The 18,054-nt window shown below is 71.6% G+C and carries 17 protein-coding genes and 1 pseudogene; 1 reads left to right on the top strand and 17 read right to left on the bottom strand.

Annotated features, from left to right (window positions below; translation table 11 throughout):
* From ACTHM3_RS13410 to ACTHM3_RS13365, 10 genes and pseudogenes are all read right to left on the bottom strand, one after another.
* Nucleotides 1-724 (bottom strand): annotated as a pseudogene (locus ACTHM3_RS13410) (F0F1 ATP synthase subunit beta); the annotation flags it as partial.
* A 15-nt stretch (nucleotides 725-739) separates the two neighbouring features.
* Nucleotides 740-1,642: a F0F1 ATP synthase subunit gamma gene (locus tag ACTHM3_RS13405; protein WP_440406635.1), complete on the bottom strand. Its 903-nt coding sequence runs from the start codon at nucleotides 1,640-1,642 to the stop codon at nucleotides 740-742.
* 55 nt (nucleotides 1,643-1,697) lie between these two features.
* Nucleotides 1,698-3,335 (bottom strand): F0F1 ATP synthase subunit alpha, encoded by a 1,638-nt coding sequence (atpA, locus tag ACTHM3_RS13400; RefSeq protein ID WP_440406634.1) that lies wholly within the window; start codon nucleotides 3,333-3,335, stop codon nucleotides 1,698-1,700.
* 38 nt (nucleotides 3,336-3,373) lie between these two features.
* Nucleotides 3,374-4,165, bottom strand: a complete 792-nt coding sequence (locus ACTHM3_RS13395) for a F0F1 ATP synthase subunit delta (RefSeq protein WP_440406632.1) — start codon at nucleotides 4,163-4,165, stop codon at nucleotides 3,374-3,376.
* Nucleotides 4,165-4,731 (bottom strand): F0F1 ATP synthase subunit B, encoded by a 567-nt coding sequence (locus tag ACTHM3_RS13390; protein WP_440406630.1) that lies wholly within the window; start codon nucleotides 4,729-4,731, stop codon nucleotides 4,165-4,167. Before ACTHM3_RS13390 ends, ACTHM3_RS13395 begins: the two co-directional genes overlap by 1 nt.
* Before the next feature lie 27 nt (nucleotides 4,732-4,758).
* Nucleotides 4,759-4,980, bottom strand: coding sequence for a F0F1 ATP synthase subunit C (gene atpE, locus ACTHM3_RS13385; RefSeq protein WP_440406629.1), 222 nt, complete (start codon nucleotides 4,978-4,980; stop codon nucleotides 4,759-4,761).
* A gap of 47 nt (nucleotides 4,981-5,027) precedes the next feature.
* A complete protein-coding gene (atpB, locus tag ACTHM3_RS13380) occupies nucleotides 5,028-5,756 on the bottom strand; it encodes a F0F1 ATP synthase subunit A (RefSeq protein WP_440406627.1) in 729 nt (242 codons plus the stop codon).
* Between the two features lie 232 nt (nucleotides 5,757-5,988).
* Nucleotides 5,989-6,471 (bottom strand): hypothetical protein, encoded by a 483-nt coding sequence (locus tag ACTHM3_RS13375; RefSeq protein ID WP_440406626.1) that lies wholly within the window; start codon nucleotides 6,469-6,471, stop codon nucleotides 5,989-5,991.
* Nucleotides 6,468-7,673, bottom strand: coding sequence for an MraY family glycosyltransferase (locus ACTHM3_RS13370; RefSeq protein WP_440406624.1), 1,206 nt, complete (start codon nucleotides 7,671-7,673; stop codon nucleotides 6,468-6,470). The genes ACTHM3_RS13375 and ACTHM3_RS13370 overlap by 4 nt, the downstream gene beginning before the upstream one ends.
* Nucleotides 7,664-8,341 (bottom strand): L-threonylcarbamoyladenylate synthase, encoded by a 678-nt coding sequence (locus ACTHM3_RS13365; RefSeq protein ID WP_440406623.1) that lies wholly within the window; start codon nucleotides 8,339-8,341, stop codon nucleotides 7,664-7,666. Before ACTHM3_RS13365 ends, ACTHM3_RS13370 begins: the two co-directional genes overlap by 10 nt.
* A gap of 26 nt (nucleotides 8,342-8,367) precedes the next feature.
* Here ACTHM3_RS13365 and ACTHM3_RS13360 point away from each other — a divergent pair, with 26 nt between their 5' ends.
* Nucleotides 8,368-8,988: an HAD-IA family hydrolase gene (locus ACTHM3_RS13360; protein WP_440406621.1), complete on the top strand. Its 621-nt coding sequence runs from the start codon at nucleotides 8,368-8,370 to the stop codon at nucleotides 8,986-8,988.
* A gap of 110 nt (nucleotides 8,989-9,098) precedes the next feature.
* Here ACTHM3_RS13360 and prmC read toward each other — a convergent pair whose 3' ends face one another.
* The 7 genes from prmC to lysA form a co-directional block, all read right to left on the bottom strand.
* The gene (prmC, locus tag ACTHM3_RS13355) at nucleotides 9,099-9,986 is read right to left on the bottom strand and encodes a peptide chain release factor N(5)-glutamine methyltransferase (protein WP_440406619.1); all 888 of its coding nucleotides are present in this window, start codon (nucleotides 9,984-9,986) and stop codon (nucleotides 9,099-9,101) included.
* Nucleotides 9,983-11,059: a peptide chain release factor 1 gene (gene prfA / locus ACTHM3_RS13350; protein WP_440406617.1), complete on the bottom strand. Its 1,077-nt coding sequence runs from the start codon at nucleotides 11,057-11,059 to the stop codon at nucleotides 9,983-9,985. The genes prmC and prfA overlap by 4 nt, the downstream gene beginning before the upstream one ends.
* 3 nt (nucleotides 11,060-11,062) lie before the next feature.
* Complete coding sequence (gene rho, locus ACTHM3_RS13345; RefSeq protein WP_440406640.1) at nucleotides 11,063-13,063, bottom strand: transcription termination factor Rho; 2,001 nt, start codon at nucleotides 13,061-13,063, stop codon at nucleotides 11,063-11,065.
* A gap of 159 nt (nucleotides 13,064-13,222) precedes the next feature.
* Nucleotides 13,223-14,188 carry a homoserine kinase gene (gene thrB, locus ACTHM3_RS13340; RefSeq protein WP_440406616.1) on the bottom strand — a complete coding sequence of 322 codons (966 nt, stop codon included), beginning with the start codon at nucleotides 14,186-14,188 and terminating at the stop codon, nucleotides 13,223-13,225.
* Entirely contained in the window at nucleotides 14,185-15,261 is a 1,077-nt protein-coding gene (gene thrC / locus ACTHM3_RS13335) for a threonine synthase (RefSeq protein ID WP_440406614.1), read from the bottom strand. The genes thrB and thrC overlap by 4 nt, the downstream gene beginning before the upstream one ends.
* Nucleotides 15,262-15,284: 23 nt before the next feature.
* Nucleotides 15,285-16,613 (bottom strand): homoserine dehydrogenase, encoded by a 1,329-nt coding sequence (locus tag ACTHM3_RS13330; RefSeq protein ID WP_440406613.1) that lies wholly within the window; start codon nucleotides 16,611-16,613, stop codon nucleotides 15,285-15,287.
* Nucleotides 16,610-18,019, bottom strand: a complete 1,410-nt coding sequence (gene lysA, locus ACTHM3_RS13325) for a diaminopimelate decarboxylase (RefSeq protein WP_440406612.1) — start codon at nucleotides 18,017-18,019, stop codon at nucleotides 16,610-16,612. The genes ACTHM3_RS13330 and lysA overlap by 4 nt, the downstream gene beginning before the upstream one ends.
* Nucleotides 18,020-18,054: the final 35 nt, after the last annotated feature.

The raw sequence follows: 18,054 nt of genomic DNA, 5'->3' as shown, positions 1-18,054 counted from the left end.
GCGTTCCCGGCGGCTCGTCCATCTGGCCGAAGACGAGGGCCGTCTTGTCGAAGACGCCCGCCTCCTCCATCTCGCCGATGAGGTCATTGCCCTCACGGGTGCGCTCGCCGACGCCGGCGAACACCGACACACCACCGTGGTTGGCGGCGACGCGGTAGATCATCTCCTGGATGAGGACCGTCTTGCCGACGCCCGCACCGCCGAACAGGCCGATCTTGCCGCCCTGCACGTACGGGGTGAGCAGGTCGATGACCTTGATGCCGGTCTCGAAGAGCTCGGTCTTCGACTCGAGCTGGTCGAACGCCGGGGGCTTGCGGTGGATCGGCCAGCGCTCGGTGATCTCGATCTTCTCGCCCGGCTCCGCGTTCAGCACCTCGCCGATGACGTTGAAGACCTTGCCCTTGGTGACGTCGCCGACGGGAACCGAGATCGGCGCACCGGTGTCGCGCACCTCCTGGCCGCGGACGAGACCGTCCGTCGGCTTCAGGGCGATCGCGCGGACGAGGTCGTCGCCCAGGTGCTGGGCGACCTCGAGGGTCAGCTCGCTGGCGGTCTCCTCGTCACCGGTGAACGAGATCGTCGTCTTCAGCGCGTTGTAGATCTCCGGGATCGCATCGTGCGGGAACTCGATGTCGACGACGGGGCCGGTGACGCGCGCGATGCGGCCGACGCCGGCCTTCTTCTCGGTCTCGGCGGCGGGCGCCGCGGTGGTCGCAGTAGCCATGGTTTCCTCTTGTCCTTAGTTCGCCGAGCTCAGGGCGTCGGCGCCGCCCACGATCTCGGAGATCTGCTGGGTGATCTCGGCCTGGCGGGCGTTGTTCGCCAGGCGGGTGTAGTCGCGGATGAGCGAGTCGGCGTTGTCGGAGGCCGACTTCATCGCCTTCTGCGTCGCCGCGTGCTTGGAGGCCGCCGACTGCAGCAGCGCGTTGTAGATGCGCGACTGGATGTAGACGGGCAGCAGTGCGTCGAGCACCTCGGCCGGGTCGGGCTCGAACTCGTACAGCGGGAAGACCGCGTCCTTGTCCTCGGGCTGTTCGACGCCCTCGACGACCTCGAGCGGGAGGAGGCGGACCACCTCGGGCTCCTGGGTCAGCATCGAGACGAAGCGGTTGTAGACCACGTGGATCTCGTCCACGCCGCCCTCCGGCGTCGGCTGGATGAAGCGGCGGACGAGCTCGTCGCCGATCTCCTTCGCCGTGCCGAACTGCGGAGTGTCGGTGTCGCCGGTCCAGACCTGCTCGAAGTGGCGCTTGCGGAAGGCGAAGTACCCCACCGCACGGCGGCCGACGAGGTAGTAGACGACCTCCTTGCCCTGCCCCTGCAGCAGGGTCGCGAGCTCCTCGGCGGCGCGCAGGACGTTCGCGTTGAACGCACCGGCGAGACCGCGGTCGGAGGCGAGCACGACGATCGCGGCGCGGTCGATGCGCTCCGGCTCGGTCGTCAGGATGTGGTCGACGTTCGAGTAGGTGGCGACCGCCGACACGGCGCGCGTCACCGCGCGGGCGTACGGCGCGGACGCCTTGACCCGTGCGAGGGCGCGCTGGATGCGGCTCGCGGCGATGAGCTCCATCGCGCGGGTGATCTTCTTCGTGGTCTGCGCGCTGCGGATCCGGGCGCGGTATTCACGGAGCTGGGCTCCCATGCGGTCGCCTCCTCTCAGATGGTCGGGACGTTGATGTCGACGGGCTCGACCGACGTCAGCGCTTCGACTTGACGATCTTCTCCTGGTTGACGTCCTCGACATCGGTGGCCTCGAACTCCTCGGTGCCCACCTTGCCGAGCGGGTCGCCGGAGCCGGTCACGAACTCCTTCGAGAACGCGTCCACCGCCTTGTCGAGCTCCGTCTTCGTGTCGTCGCTCAGGACGTTCGTCTCGCGGATGGTCGTGAGGATCTCGGTGTTGCGCTCGAGGTAGCCGTGCAGCTCGGACTCCCAGCGCAGCACGTCCTCGACCGGGACCTCGTCGAGCTTGCCGTTGGTGCCGGCCCAGATCGAGACGACCTGCTTCTCCACCGGGAACGGCGAGTACTGCGGCTGGCGCAGCAGCTCGGTGAGGCGGGCGCCGCGGTCGAGCTGGCGACGGCTGGCAGCATCCAGGTCGGACGCGAACAGCGCGAACGCCTCGAGCGCGCGGTACTGGGCGAGCTCGAGCTTGAGCGTGCCGGAGACCGACTTGATCGACTTGAGCTGGGCGTCGCCGCCGACGCGCGACACCGAGATGCCGACGTCGACCGCGGGACGCTGGTTCGCATTGAACAGGTCGGACTGCAGGAAGATCTGGCCGTCGGTGATGGAGATCACGTTGGTCGGGATGTACGCCGAGACGTCGTTGGCCTTGGTCTCGATGATCGGCAGGCCGGTCATCGAGCCGGCGCCGAGCTCGTCGGAGAGCTTGGCGCAACGCTCCAGCAGCCGGGAGTGCAGGTAGAACACGTCGCCCGGGTAGGCCTCGCGGCCCGGCGGGCGGCGGAGGAGCAGGGACACGGCGCGGTACGCCTCGGCCTGCTTCGACAGGTCGTCGAAGATGATCAGCACGTGCTTGCCGCCGTACATCCAGTGCTGGCCGATGGCCGAGCCGGTGTAGGGCGCGAGGTACTTGAAGCCCGCGGCGTCGGAGGCCGGGGCCGCGACGATCGTCGTGTACTCCATCGCACCGGCGTCCTCGAGGGCGCCCTTGACGGCCGCGATCGTCGAGCCCTTCTGGCCGATCGCGACGTAGATGCAGCGGACCTGCTTCTCGGGGTCGCCCGACGCCCAGTTGTCCTTCTGGTTGATGATCGTGTCGATCGCGATCGCGGTCTTGCCGGTCTGGCGGTCGCCGATGATGAGCTGGCGCTGGCCGCGGCCGATCGGGATCATCGCGTCGATCGCCTTGATGCCGGTCTGCATCGGCTGGTGAACCGACTTGCGCTGCATGACGCCGGGCGCCTGGAGCTCGAGGGCGCGGCGGCCCTCCGAGGCGATCTCACCGAGGCCGTCGATGGGGTTGCCGAGCGGGTCGACGACGCGGCCGAGGTAGCCGTCGCCGACGGCGACGGAGAGGACCTCGCCCGTGCGGGTGACCTCCATGCCCTCCTCGATGCCCTCGAAGTCGCCGAGGACGATGACGCCGATCTCGTCCTCGTCGAGGTTGAGCGCGAGGCCCAGCGTGCCGTCCGCGAAGCGGAGCAGCTCGTTCGCCATGGCGCCCGGGAGGCCCTCGACGTGCGCGATGCCGTCCGCCGTATCGACGACGGTGCCGACCTCGGTCGTCGTGGCCTTCTGCGGCTGGTACGAGGCGACGAAGCTCTGCAGCGCGTCGCGGATCTCGTCCGGGCTGATGGTGATGTCTGCCATGTTGGTTCCCTCTGACGTGGGTGGTCTGGATGCCGGGGTCAGCCGGCGAGCTGGAGTCGCAAATCGGCGAGGCGCGTCGCGACGGTGCCGTCGATGACGTCGTCGCCGATCTGCACGCGCACACCGCCGACGACGGACGGGTCGAGCACGGAGTTGATCTGGATGTCGGCGCCGTACTGCGCCTTCAGGGCCGACGCGAGGCGGTCCTGCTGCGTCGCGCTCAGCGCGATCGCGGAGGTGACGGTGACCACGCGGCGTCCGGCAGCGCTCGCGACGATGTCGGCGGCCGCGCTGAGCATCTCGCCGATACGGCGCCCGCGCGGGCTCCGCACGAGGTGGTCGACGATCGCGAGCGTGCCCTGGTGCGCCTTCTTCGCGAGGAGAGCGTCGACGATCGACGCCTTGCCCTCGCCGGCGGCGAGCTTGCTGCCGAGCGCGAGCTCCAACTCCGGGTCGCTCGCGACGATCCGCGCGAAGGCGAAGAGCTCGGTCTCGATGGCCTTGGTGTGGCCGTCGCCCTGCGCGATCGCGCGGATGCCGACCTCCTCGATGCCCGCGACGAGCTCTGCGCCGTTCGACCAGCGCGACTCGACGATGCCGGCGAGCAGCGCGGCGGCGCTCTCCTCGAGGCCCGGGAAGATCTTCGCCACCAGGGCGGACTTCTCGGCCGGCTCGATCGACGGGTCGCCGAGGATCGTGCGCAGCTGCGCCGACTCCTCGACCGCGCGACCGGCCGTCATGAGCTGTTCGCCGGTCGCGACGGTCACGCCCTTCGCCGAGGCGAGGGCGTCGACCGCAGCGGCGAGAGCGACTCGGGACGAGGCGCCCATTACTTGCGTCCGGCCTGTGCCGCAGCCGCGTCGGCCGTCTCGAGGTCCGCCAGGAAGCGGTCGACGAGAGCGGTCGAGCGCTTGTCGTCGGACAGGCTCTCGCCCACGACCGTCGAGGCGAGTCCGAGGGCGAGGGAGCCGACCTCGGTGCGCAGCGACGCCAGGGCCGCGGCGCGCTCGGCGTCGATGGTCGCCTGGGCGGTCGCCTTCACGCGGTCCGCGTCGGCGTTGGCCTGCTCGAGCAGCTCCGCGCGGATCTTCTTCGCGTCCTCGCGGGCCTGGTCGCGGATGCGCGCCGCCTCGGCGCGCGCCTCGGCCAGCTGGGCGTTGTACTTCTCGAGCGCCTCGGCTGCACCGGCCTGGGCCTCCTCGGCCTTCTTGAGGCCGCCCTCGATCGCTTCGCGCCGGGCGTCGAGCGCCGCGTTCATGCGGGGCACGACCTTCCAGATCACGAAGATCAGGATGATGACGAAGGCGAGGGTGCCCCAGAAGAGATCCGGGATGGACGGGATGAGGAGGTTGGTGTTCCCCTCGCCCCCGGCCGCCCGGACGAATGCGTCACGCATTCGGACTCCTTAGATCGGAAGGGACGGTTACGGCTTCGGGAACGGGATGAAGGCGACCGCGATGGCGATGAAGCAGAGCGCCTCGACGAGCGCGATGCCGAGGAACATCAGACCCTGCAGGCGACCCTGCAGCTCGGGCTGACGGGCGACCGACTCGATGGTCTTGCCGATCACGATGCCGACACCGATACCGGAGCCGATGACGGCGAGACCAAAGGCGAGCGGAGCGAGCTGTCCGGCGACGTCCATGGGTTTTTCCTTTCGAGGGTGGTTGAGGTGGCCGATCGGCCGATGTGTCAGTGCTCTTCGGCCAGCGACATCTGCAGGTAGATGGCGGTCAGGATCGCGAAGACGTAGGCCTGTAGGGCGCCGACGAAGATCTCGAGGGCGACGAAGGCGATGCCGAAGGCGAAGCTGCCGATGCCGAGCAGCCCGAGGAAGTTGCCGGAGAACAGCAGGGTGACGATGAAGAACTGGGTGGCCGAGAAGCACAGCACGAGGAGCATGTGCCCCGCGACCATGTTCATGAGCAGTCGGAGGATCAGCGTGACCGGGCGCACGATGAACGTGGACAGGAACTCGAGGATCGCGAGGAACGGCAGCAGGAAGATCGGCACGCCCGGCAGGATCAGCGCGTTCTTGAAGTAGCGCAGCCCGAACTTCTTGATGCCCGCGTAGATGAACGCGACGTACGAGACGACCGCGAGCACGAGCGGGAGGCCGACGTTGGCCGACGCGGCGATCTGCAGGCCGGGGATCGTCGCCGTCAGGTTCATTCCCAGCACGGTGAAGAAGATCCCCATGATGAGGCCCATGAAGCGCTTGCCGTCCTTCTCGCCGAGCGTGTCGATCACGATCGACTTGCGGACGAAGTTGAGGACGAACTCGAAGACGACCTGACCGCGCGAAGGCACGATCTTCATGCTCCGCGAGCCGAGCCAGAGCAGCAGCACGAGGACGACGACCACGAGGAGCCGGATCAGCATGATGCGGTTCAGCTCGAACGGCGTGCCGGCGAAGAGCACCGGCGCGGGGTTGAACTCCGCGATCGACGGCCCGTGGAAGTCGGCGGGCCCCGCCGTGAAGGCGAAGATCCCCGCGACGACGACGATGGCGAGAAGAACGACGAGGACGATGTTGCGCGCCAGTCGTGCGGGGGAAAGAGCGTTGGCTTTCAGAGCTTTCTCCGATATCGGGGCGCTCGACGCGCGGCGATCGAGGGGAGGATGATGTCGAGCCTATCAGGCCCGGCCCCGGTCAGGCTCCCCCGTCGTGACGGTCGCCGGGCAGCCGGACGTCGCTCACGTAGGGCACGCGCGAGCGCGCGAAGGCGAGCAGGTCCGCGACGAGCGATCCGAGCACGGCCGCGATCGCGGCCCAGCCGAAGACGGCGCCCGAGATCCACTCCTGGCCGCGGAGCAGCAGCACGACGACCAGGAACACGATCAGCTTGACGATGAGGGCCGCGAGGACCGTGCCGAAGAACACCGGGCTCGTGCCGTCGCCGTGGGCCAGACGGCCGCCGAGCAGCATGCTGAGCGCGGTGAGGGCCAGGAAGACGCCGGCCATGACGGCCCCGACGAGGCCGCCGACGAGGCCGGGCGTGCCCGCGACGAGCAGACCGATCAGTCCGGCGACCACCGCGACGGCGACGGCCCAGATCGCGCCGTAGCGCAGCGATCGGGTGAGGATCGGGGTGACGGTGAGGGGGCGGCCGTCGGCGGGGCGCTCCGTGCTCATGCGGACTCCTTGTCGAGCGGGTCGAGACGGGCGATCGAGATCGGGCCGGTGGGCGGGCTGGACTGCGCGGCCGCCTCGATCGCCTTGCGGCGGCTGAGCGGGGCGAGGGTGACGGTGCCGCAGACGACGAGCCCGATGAGCGTGACAGACAGCGCGATCCACCAGGGCACGAAGAGCAGCAGCACGCAGCCCGTCGCGACCACCGCGGTCCAGGCGTAGAAGATCAGGACGGCGTGCAGGTGCGAATGACCCATGTCGAGCAGGCGGTGGTGCAGATGCTGCCGGTCGGCCGAGAACGGCGACTTGCCGGCGCGGAGGCGGCGGAGCACGGCGAGACCGAAGTCGAGCAGCGGCACGACGAGCACGGCGACGGGCAGGATCACGGGCGCGAAGGTGGCGGCCAGGGTCGAGAGGTCCTGCTGCTCGATGTTGAGGTCGGAGGAGCTCGTGAGCGAGATCGTCGACGCCGCCATGAGCATGCCGACCAGGAGCGCTCCCCCGTCGCCCATGAAGAGCTTCGCGGGTCGCCTCTCGCCCCAGCGGAAGTTGAGCGGGAGGAGTCCGACGCAGGCGCCCACCAGGACGACGGCGATGAGCTCGGGGAGGTTGAAGTAGTTCGACTGCTCGGTCGGCCCGTAGGTGATGACGTAGGTGCAGATGAAGAACGCGCCGTTCGCGATGATCGCGACCCCGGCGACCAGCCCGTCGAGTCCGTCGATGAAGTTGATGGCGTTCATCACGAGCACGACGATGAAGATCGTCAGGGCGAGCGACACGTACGGCGAGAGCAGCACGAGGGTGCCGGGCAGCGGGATCCAGGTGATCGACACGCCCTGCCAGGCGAGCAGGCCCGCCGCGATGATCTGGCCCGCGAGCTTCGTGAGCCAGTCGAGGTCCCAGATGTCGTCGGCGATGCCGATCGCGACCATGATGGCCGCCGAGCCGAGCACGGCGAGGACGCGGATCGGCTCCGAGAACGCGACCTCGAGCGGCGGCAGGAAGCTCGCCACCAGGAAGGCCGCGAGAACCCCCAGGAACATCGCGGCGCCGCCGAGCCGGGGCGTGGGGCGGGTGTGGACGTCGCGCTCCCGGATCTTCGGGTAGAGCCGGTAGCGGGTGCTGAGCTTCACCGTCAGCCAGGCCAGCACGAACGTCACGACGGCCGCGACGCCGCCGGCCGCGACGTAGAAGACTATGCGCACCGTTCGGCTCCCACGACCCGGATGATCTCCTCGTCGGGGATGACGCCGTGGCGGACGATGCGGAGCTTGCCGTCGGGGTGGTCGAGCGCGGTCGCGTCGACGATGGTCGAGCCGGAGCGGGCGCGCTCGGGGTCGTAGCCGGAGGCCGACGGGCCCGCGTCGAGGTAGACCGCGATGGAATCGCCGAGCTGCTCCTCCGCCTCCTGCGCGGTCGTGGCGGCCGGCTGCCCGGTCTTGTTGGCGCTCGAGACGGCGAGCGGCCCGGTCTCGGCGAGGAGCTCGAGGGCGACCCGCTCGCTCGGCATCCGGAGCGCCACGGTGCCGCGGGTCTCCCCCAGGTCCCAGTCGAGGGTCGAGCGGGCGCGGAGGATCACGGTGAGCCCGCCCGGCCAGAACTCGTCGACGAGGGCGCGCACGGGCTCCGGCACGATCTCGGCGAGGGCGTCGAGGGTGGGGAGCCCCGGCACGAGCACGGGCGGCGGGGCGGTGCGGTCGCGGCCCTTCGCGTCGAGGAGGCGCTGGACGGCGGCGGCGGAGAACGCGTCGGCGGCCACGCCGTACACGGTGTCCGTCGGGATGACGACGAGCTCGCCGCGGGTCAGAGCGGCGCGCGCAAGGCGCATGCCCTCGAGGAGCTGCGCTGCGTCGGCGGTGTCGAAGACGGGCATCCCGACGATTTTAGACTGGGGTGGCCATGGGCTCCCTCCTCTTCGTCTTCGACATGGACGACGTCCTGTACCGGTACGACTGGCGGGTGCGGATGCGCCTGCTCGGCGAGCTCACCGGATACGACCTCGCGGAGCTGCGTCGGCGCTGGTGGCACGAGGACGGCGAGTGGCGCGCGGAGGCCGGCGGGCACGCCTCCGCAGCCGAGTACCACGCGGCGTTCGAGGCCGCGATGGGCGTGCCGGTGCCGGTCGAGGACTGGCTGCGCATCCGTCGCGCCGCCATGACGCCCTGGCCCGCGTCGTTCGCCGCGGTGCGCCGCGCCGCGGAACTCGGGGAGGTCGCGCTGCTCACCAACAACGGCCCGCTCGTGGAGGCGCACCTCGCGACCCTCGCGCCCGAGATCGCGCCGCTCTTCGGCGCGGAGCTGCACACCTCGAGCTTCTACGGGGCGCGGAAGCCGGACCCGGCGGTGTTCCGGGCGGTGCTCGACGCGTACGGGCGGGAGCCCGGGGACGTCTTCTTCGCCGACGACCTGGAGGAGAACGTGGCGGGTGCCGCCTCCGTCGGCATCACGGCGCACCGTTTCACGGACGCGCCGGCGCTCGTCGCGGCGATCGAGTCGTTCGCCGGCGAGCGGGTCGAGTAGCCGCGCAGCGGCGCATCGAGACCGCGACACCCGGGCCTAGGGCCGGCGGAGCGGGGCGACCGCGCTCGTACCGCGGAGCGGCGTGCGCCGCAGGAGCGGCGGCGCATCGGCTAGCACAGCGCCGTCGTCGTGCGGTCGCGACCGAGGAGGTCGCGCGTCGTCGCCGCGGCGCGCCAGCCGTCGGCGGTGAGCAGCTCACGGATCGCCGCGCCCTGCAGCTCGCCGTGCTCGAGCACGAGCGCCCCGCCCGGCCGCAGCAGCTCCTGCGCCCGCCGCGAGATGACGCGCACGACGTCGAGCCCGTCCGACCCGCCGTAGAGCGCGAGCACGGGGTCGTGGAGCCGGACCTCGGGGTCGCGCGGGATCGCCTCGTCCGGGATGTAGGGCGGGTTCGAGACGACGACGTCGACGGCGCCGGCGAGCTCCGGGAGCGCATCGGCCAGATCGCCGAGGACGATGGTCGCGTTCTCGGCGCCCACGTGCTCCCGGTTGCGCTCCGCCCACGCGAAGGCCTCGGGTGAGCGCTCGACGCCGACGACGCGGGCGTGCGGCACCTCGGTGGCGAGGGCGAGCGCGATCGCGCCGGAGCCCGTGCCGAGATCGACCGCGACCGGTTCGGCGGCGGCGACCGCCTGGAGCGCGTCGATCGCGACCTGCGCGACCGACTCGGTCTCGGGCCGGGGCACGAAGACGCCGGGGCCGACGAGCAGGTCGAGCGAGCGGAACGGGGCGTGCCCGGTGAGGTGCTGGAGCGGCTCGCGGGCGGCGCGGCGGGCGAGGAGCGCGGCGAGCTCGGCGGCCTGCTCCGGCGTCAGCTCGGCGCCCGCGACGGCGCGCGCCTGCACGGCGCCGCGGGAGAGGCCGAGCACGTGGCCGAGGAGGAGCTCCGCGTCGGCATCCGGGGTGGGGATGCCGGCGGCCGCGAGGGTCGCGACAGCGTCGCGGAGCTGCGCGCGGAGGTCTCGATGCGCGGCTTCGCCGCTGCTCGGCCCGCTCACTCGCCGCCCAGGGCCGCGAGGCGCTCCTGCTCGTCCATCTGGATGAGGGACTGCACCACCGGCTCCAGCGCGCCGTTCATGACCTGGTCGAGGTTGTAGGCCTTGTAGTCGGAGCGGTGGTCGGCGATCCGGTTCTCCGGGAAGTTGTAGGTGCGGATCCGCTCCGAGCGGTCCATGCCGCGGATCTGGGAGTGCCGCGCGTCGGCCTCCGCCGCCGCCAGCTCCTCCTGCTGCCGCGCGAGCAGCCGCGCGCGCAGCACGCGCATACCGGCCTCGCGGTTCTGGATCTGCGATTTCTCGTTCTGCATCGACACGACGATGCCCGTCGGGATGTGGGTGATGCGCACCGCGGAGTCGGTGGTGTTGACGCTCTGGCCGCCCGGCCCCGACGAGCGGAAGACGTCGATCCGCAGCTCGTTCGGGTCGATGTGGATCTCCTCGGGCTCGTCCACCTCGGGGAACACGAGCACGCCCGCGGTCGAGGTCTGGATGCGGCCCTGCGACTCCGTGACCGGCACGCGCTGCACGCGGTGCACGCCGCCCTCGTACTTGAGGTGCGCCCACACGCCCTGCGCCGGATCGGTGGAGGAGCCCTTCACCGCGACCTGCACGTTGGTGTAGCCGCCGAGGTCGGTCTGGTCCTGCTCGAGCAGCTCGGTCTTCCAGCCCTTCGAGTCGGCGTACCTGAGGTACATCCGCAGCAGATCGGCGGCGAACAGGGCCGCCTCCTCGCCGCCCGTTCCGCCCTTGATCTCGAGGATCACGTCGCGGCCGTCATCGGGATCGCGCGGGATCAGCAGGCGCCGCAGCTTCTCCTCGGCAGCGGCGCGGCCCTCCTCGAGCGACGGCACCTCCTCGGCGAACGCCGGGTCCTCCTTGGCGAGTTCGCGCGCCGCCTCGAGGTCGTCGCCCGCCTGCGTCCACGCCGTGTACGCCGCGGCGATCTGGCTCAGCTCCGCGTACCGGCGGTTGACACGCTTCGCCCGCCCGGCATCCGCGTGGATGGCCGGGTCGGCGAGCTGCTCCTGCAGCTGTTCGAGCTCGGCCAGCAGCCCCTGGACCGATTCGAACACCGCCTACTCCTTGGTGTTGTGCGCGGCGCCGCCGTGGCCGTTGCCCTCGCGGTGGCCGTTCTGCGGCAGCGAGTTCTGGATCTGCACGAGGAACTCGGTGTTCGAGCTCGTCTCCTTGAGCTTGCCGAGCACGACCTCGAGCTGCTGCTGCAGCTCGAGCCCGGCCAGCGCGCGGCGCAGGCGCCAGGTGATCTTGACCTCGTCAGCCGAGAGCAGCTCCTCCTCGCGGCGGGTGCTCGACGCGTAGATGTCGACCGCCGGGAAGATGCGCTTGTCGGCGAGCTGGCGCGAGAGGCGCAGCTCCGAGTTGCCGGTGCCCTTGAACTCCTCGAAGATCACCTCATCCATCTTCGAGCCGGTCTCCACGAGCGCGGTCGCGAGGATGGTCAGCGAGCCGCCGCCCTCGATGTTGCGCGCGGCGCCGAAGAAGCGCTTCGGCGGGTACAGCGCCGACGCGTCGACGCCGCCCGAGAGGATGCGGCCGGAGGCCGGCGACGCCCGGTTGTAGGCGCGGCCGAGGCGGGTGATCGAGTCGAGCAGCACGACGACGTCGTTGCCGAGCTCGACGAGGCGCTTGGCGCGCTCGATCGCGAGCTCCGCGACGGTCGTGTGGTCCTCGGCGGGGCGGTCGAAGGTCGAGGCGATGACCTCGCCCTTGACCGACCGCTGCATGTCGGTGACCTCCTCGGGGCGCTCGTCCACGAGGACCACCATGATGTGGACCTCGGGGTTGTTCACCGCGATGGCCTTGGCGATGGCCTGGAGGATGAGCGTCTTGCCGGCCTTGGGCGGCGCGACGATGAGACCGCGCTGACCCTTGCCGATCGGCGCGATGAGGTCGATGATCCGGGTCGAGAGCTTCTCCGGCGTCGTCTCGAGGCGCAGACGCTCGTTCGGGTAGATCGGGGTCAGCTTGCCGAACTCGACACGCTCGCCGGCCTGGTCGACGGGCAGCCCGTTGACCGAGTCGATCTTGACGATCGCGTTGTACTTCTGGCGGCTGGAGGGCTGCTCGCCCTCGCGCGGCTGGCGGATCGCGCCGACGACGGCGTCGCCCTTGCGCAGGTTGTACTTCTTGACCTGGCCGAGCGAGACGTAGACGTCGCTCGGGCCGGGCAGGTAGCCGGTCGTGCGCACGAAGGCGTAATTGTCGAGCACGTCGAGGATGCCGGCGACCGGGATCAGGACGTCGTCGTCGCTGATCTCGGGCTCGATCTCGTCGTTCTGGCCGCCGCGCCCGCGCTTGCGGTCGCGGTAGCGGCCGCGCCCGCGGCCCTCGCCGTCCTCGGCGTTCTGGTTCTGGGCGTTCTGGCCCTGGCCGCCGTTCTGGTTCTGGCCGCCGTTCTGACCCTGGCCGCCGTTCTGGTTCTGCGCGCCCTGGCTCTGCTGGCCGCCGTTGCCGTTCTGGGCGCCCGGGTTCTGGCCTCCGCCGTTCTGGCCGTCGGCGTTCTGGCCCTTGTTCTGGCCTCCCCGGTTGCGGCGGCGACGACCGCTCGAGCGGCCCTCCTCGCCCTCGTCGTTGCCGGAGGTGACCTCGGGCAGGAGGCTGTCGAGGTCGATCGGCAGCTCGGGCGCGGCACCCTCAGCGGGCGCCTCGTCGACCGGGAGCTCGGAGGCCGCGGCGGCCTCGGCGTCGGCGACCGCGGCGGCGCGGGCGGCGTCGCCCTCGGCGGCGAGTTCGGCGGCCGCGGCGGTGCTGGCCGAGACGCGGCGCGAGCGGCGGCGGGGCGCGGGCACGGTGTCGTCGGCGACGGCCGCGGACTCCTCGGCGGGAGCGGCCGGCTCCGGCAGCGGGATCTCCTCGGCCGGGGCCTCGGCGGGCTCGATCAGCGCGTCCGCGGCCGGGGCCGCGAGCTCGGCGCCCTCGGCGGACTGGTCGGTGGTGGTGGCGCTGTCCTCGTTCTCGTTCTGGGCGAGAGTGTCCACGAGTTCTCCTTTTCGAAGCTGCTTGACGCCGACGATGCCGCGTTCGGCCGCAAGGGCCTGCAGTTCGGCGAGACGCATGCGCGAGAGCTCCGCGCGGGTGTCGGTCACGACGGGATGGTCCTTTCAACCCGGGCGCAGAATTCCAGCCCGGGGATCAGGCCCCCGCCCCGTGCACGCAGGAACGTGCCGCAGGTGGCGGGTGCCGGTGGGAAGTGCGACCCGAAGCCGTCCGCCGGGTCAGGCCGCGGCGTGCGTCGAGTGCGGCACCACTGTAGCACCGCGGAAGTCGACGGCGAGCAGCAGCGACTCCCAGGGCGTCTCGGCGTGCTCCTCGATGAGGTCGGCGGCGCGCAGGCGCTGGGCGGGGTCGCTGCCGAGCACGAGGATCGACGGGCCGGCGCCCGAGACGACGGCGGCGAGGCCGTGCTCCCGCAGCAGGCGGATGAGACGGTCGGTCTCCGGCATCGCCCCCGCGCGGTAGCTCTGATGCAGCTTGTCCTCGGTCGCGGCGAGCAGGAGCTCGGGGCTCTGGATGAGCGCGGCGATGAGCAGGGCCGATCGCGACACGTTGAAGATCGCGTCCTCGTGCGGCACGGACTGCGGCTGGAGGCTGCGGGCGAGGGCCGTCGACATCGTCCCGGCCGGCACGGCCACGAGCGGCGAGACGCCCCGGTGCACCATGAGGCGCTTGTGCTGCGGGCCGTCCGGGGTCATCCATGCGATGGTGAGGCTGCCGAACAGGGCCGGCGCGACGTTGTCGGGATGGCCCTCCAGCTCGGTCGCGAGGGCGAGCGCCCGGCTCGCGTCGATCTCCACGATCCCGTCCAGCAGGCCCTTGGCGGCCATGATCCCGGCGACGATCGCGGCGCCGGAGGAGCCCATCCCGCGCCCGTGCGGGATGGCGTCGCGCGCCGTGAGCCGCAGCCCCGGCAGCTCGACCCCGGCCCACGCGAACGCGTGCGCGAGCGAACGGACGACGAGGTTCGAGGTGTCGGTCGGCACGTCCTCGGCGCCGATCCCCTCGACCGCGATCTCGAGCCCGTGGGTCGGCAGCACCTCGACGTCGAGCTCGTTGTAGAGCGAGAGGGCGAGTCCGAGCGTGTCGAAGCCGGGGCCGAGGTTCGCGGTGGTCGCGGGGACCTTGACGTGGACGGCGCGCCCGACCGGGACCGCCGACCCGCTCCCGGCCGCCGCTGGGGTCACGCGGGCACCGCGAGGCCCAGCACGTCGGCGACCGCGGAGGTCTCGGCGTCGACGACGGTGGGCTGGACGTCGGCGCCGTCGGGGGTACGGAGAGCCCACTGCGGGTCCTTGAGGCCGTGGCCCGTGACCGTCAGCACGCAGGTCGACCCGGCCGGGATGACCCCGGCCTCCGCGCGCTCGAGGAGCCCCGCCACGCTGATGGCCGAGGCCGGCTCGACGAAGATGCCGACCTCGGAGGAGAGGATGCGGTGCGCCTCGAGGATCTTGGCGTCGCTGATCGCGCCGAAGTGGCCGCCCGTCTCGTCGCGGGCCTCGAGCGCGAGACGCCAGGAGGCGGGGTTGCCGATGCGGATCGCGCTGGCGATCGTGTCCGGGTCCTTGACGACCTCGCCGCGAATGATCGGCGCCGAGCCCTCGGCCTGGAAGCCGAACATGCGGGGCATGCGCGTGGACGCGCCCGCGGCGAGGTCCTCGCGGTAGCCGCGCGTGTACGCGGTGTAGTTGCCCGCGTTGCCGACCGGGATGAAGTGGAAGTCGGGGGCGTCGCCGAGCACCTCGACGACCTCGAACGCGGCCGTCTTCTGGCCCTCGATGCGGTCGTTGTTGACCGAGTTGACCAGGTGCACGGGGTAGCCGTCGGCGAGCTCGCGCGCGATCTCGAGCGCATCGTCGAAGGTGCCGCGGATCTGGATGAGCTCCGCGCCGTGGGCGATCGCCTGCGCGAGCTTGCCCATCGCGATCCTGCCCTCGGGGACGAGAACGGCGGCCGTGATGCCCGCGTGCGTCGCGTACGCGGCGGCGGAGGCGGAGGTGTTGCCGGTGGAGGCGCAGATGATCGCCTGGGCGCCGCGCTCGACCGCCTTGGAGACGGCCATCGTCATGCCGCGGTCCTTGAAGGATCCCGTCGGATTCATGCCCTCGAACTTGACCCAGACCTTCGCGCCCGTGCGGCGCTCGAGCGCCGGGGCCGGGATGAGCGGGGTGCCGCCCTCGCCGAGCGTGACGACGGGCGTCGCGTCCGTCACGTCGAGCCGGTCCGCGTACTCGCGGAGGACGCCGCGCCACTGTGCCATCAGAACCGCTCCTGCGCCATGCGTTACAGACCCTCTACTCGCAGCACGCTCGTCACCTCGACGACCACGTCGCCGGCCTCGAGGGCCTCGACGGTCGCCGCGAGCGCCGCCTCGGTCGCTCGGTGGGTGCCGATCACCAGGGTAGCGGTGGCGGCGTGCTCCCCCTGCCCGGCCGCATCCTGCGGGACCGACTGCTGGACCGCCTCCACCGAGACGCCGTGGTCGCTGAACATCGTCGCGATCGTCGCGAGCACGCCGGGACGGTCGGCCACCTGCAGGGTGATCTGGTAGCGGGTGACGACGCTCGCGATCGGGAGGACCGGGACCTCGCTCTGGGTCGGCTCCGTGATCCCGGGGCCGCCGATCACGTGACGGCGGGCGGCGGAGACGAGGTCGCCGAGCACGGCCGACGCGGTCTGCACACCGCCGGCGCCGGCGCCGTAGAACATCAGCGGGCCGGCCGCCTCCGCCTCGACGTAGACGGCGTTGTTCACGCCGCGCACCGCCGCGAGCGGGTGGGTCGCCGGCACGAGGGCCGGGTGGACGCGGGCCGCGACGCCCTCGACGCCGGTCTCCGGATCCGTCAGCCGCTCGCACACCGCCAGCAGCTTGACGACGTACCCGGCCGCCTTCGCCCCCTCCACCTGCGCATGGGTGACGTGCTCGATGCCCTCGCGGTAGACGGCGTCGAGCGGCACGGTCGTATGGAACGCGAGGCTCGCCAGGATCGCAGCCTTGTGCGCCGCGTCGAAGCCGCCGATGTCGGCGGTCGGGTCGGCCTCCGCATAGCCGAGCCGGGTGGCCTCGGCGAGCGCCTCGTCGAGCGAGTCGCCCTCCGTGTCCATGCGGTCGAGGATGTAGTTGGTGGTGCCGTTGACGATGCCGAGGATGCGGTGCACCCGGTCGCCCGCGAGGCTGTCGCGGAGCGGCCGGATGATCGGGATCGCGCCGCCGACCGCCGCCTCGTAGTACAGCTGCGCGCCGACCTGCTCCGCGATCTCGAACAGCTCGGGGCCGTGGGTCGCGAGGAGCGCCTTGTTGGCGGTGATGACGTCGGCGCCGGAGGTGAGGGCGAGCTCGAGGTACTCCCGGGCGGGCTCGAGTCCGCCCATCAGCTCGATCACGATGTCGGCGCCCAGGATGAGCGAGCGCGCGTCGGTGGTGAGGAGCTCGTGCGGCAGCTCCGCGGTGCGCGGTGCGTCGAGGTCGCGTACGGCGATACCGACGAGTTCGAGGCCGGCGCCGACGCGGTCGGAGAGCTCCTGCCGGTTCTCGAGCAGCAGGCGCGCGACCTGGGCGCCGACCGAGCCGGCCCCGAGGATCGCGATGCGGAGGTCGCGGTACTCGATCATGCGCGGCTCCGTCGATCGGATCGCGGGGCCAGGTCGCGTGACAACAGGTCGTCCTCCGTCTCGCGCCGCACGATCGCGCGGGCGGCGCCGTCCTTCACGGCCACGACCGCGGGGCGGCCGAGGTAGTTGTAATTGCTCGCGAGCGACCAGCAATAGGCGCCGGTCGCGGGGACCGCGAGCAGATCGCCCGGGCGCACGTCACCCGGCAGGTAGTCGGCGCGCACGACGATGTCGCCCGACTCGCAGTGCTTGCCGGCCACGCGCACGAGCGCCGGGTCGGCGTCGGAGCGCCGGTTCGCGATCCGCACCGTGTAGTCGGCCGCGTAGAGCGCGGGCCGGACGTTGTCGCTCATCCCGCCGTCGACGCTTACGTAGCGGCGCACGGCGCTGCCGCCGTTGTCGGCCGTGACCAGGACGTCCTTGATCGTGCCGACCTCGTACAGCGTCACGGTCGACGGGCCGATGACGACCCGCCCCGGCTCGATCGCGATGCGCGGCACCGGGATGCCGAGCCGGGCGCACTCCCCCGTCACGACACGCGCGAGCTCGGCCGCGATCGTCGCGATCGGCACCACCTCGTCGGCGCCCGTGTAGGCGATGCCGAAGCCGCCGCCGAGGTTCAGCTCGGGGACGTCGCCCCCGGTGAGGAGGGCGGCGTGCAGCTCGAGCAGGCGGCGCGCCGCCTCGCCGAAGCCCGCCGACTCGAAGATCTGCGAGCCGATGTGCGAGTGGAGGCCGAGGAAGCGAAGCTCCGGCCGGTCGCGGATGCCGGCGACCACCTCGGCGGCGTCGGCGATCGGGATGCCGAACTTCTGATCCTCTCGGGCCGTCGCCAGGTACTCGTGCGTCGACGCGTGCACGCCCGAGTTGATGCGCAGACGCACGTCCTGCACCACGCCGTGGCGGCGGGCGGCCTCGGCGACACGTTCGACCTCGACCACGCTGTCCAGGACGATCGCGCCCACTCCGACCCCGACCGCGCGGTCGATCTCGGAGGAGCTCTTGTTGTTGCCGTGCAGGCCGAGCCGCGCCGGATCGACGCCCGCGGCGAGCGCGACGGCGAGCTCGCCGCCGGAGGCGACGTCGATGCCGAGGCCGGCATCCGCCATCCAGCGCGCGACCTCGATGCTGAGGAACGCCTTGCCCGCGTAGTAGACCCGCGAGCCGTCGGGGAACGCCGCGGCGAAGGCGTCACGGATCTCCGCGGCACGGCCGAGCGCGTCGTCCTCGTCGAGCACGTAGAGCGGCGTGCCGAACTCCCGCGCCAGCTCGGCGGCCCGCACGCCGGCGAGCGTCAGCGCCCCGTCGGCGTCGCGGCGGGCGCCGCGCGGCCAGACGCGCGCGTCGAGCGCGTTGGCGTCGTCCGGGTGGACGAGCCAACCGGGCGCGAGCGGGTTCGCGGACACGGGACCTCACAGGGCGACAGGACGGAGTGAGGCGA

Origin of the sequence: Pseudolysinimonas sp. (assembly GCF_051954455.1) — a bacterium.
GTDB lineage: Bacteria > Actinomycetota > Actinomycetes > Actinomycetales > Microbacteriaceae > Pseudolysinimonas.
This window is presented reverse-complemented; position numbering and strand designations above follow the sequence as displayed.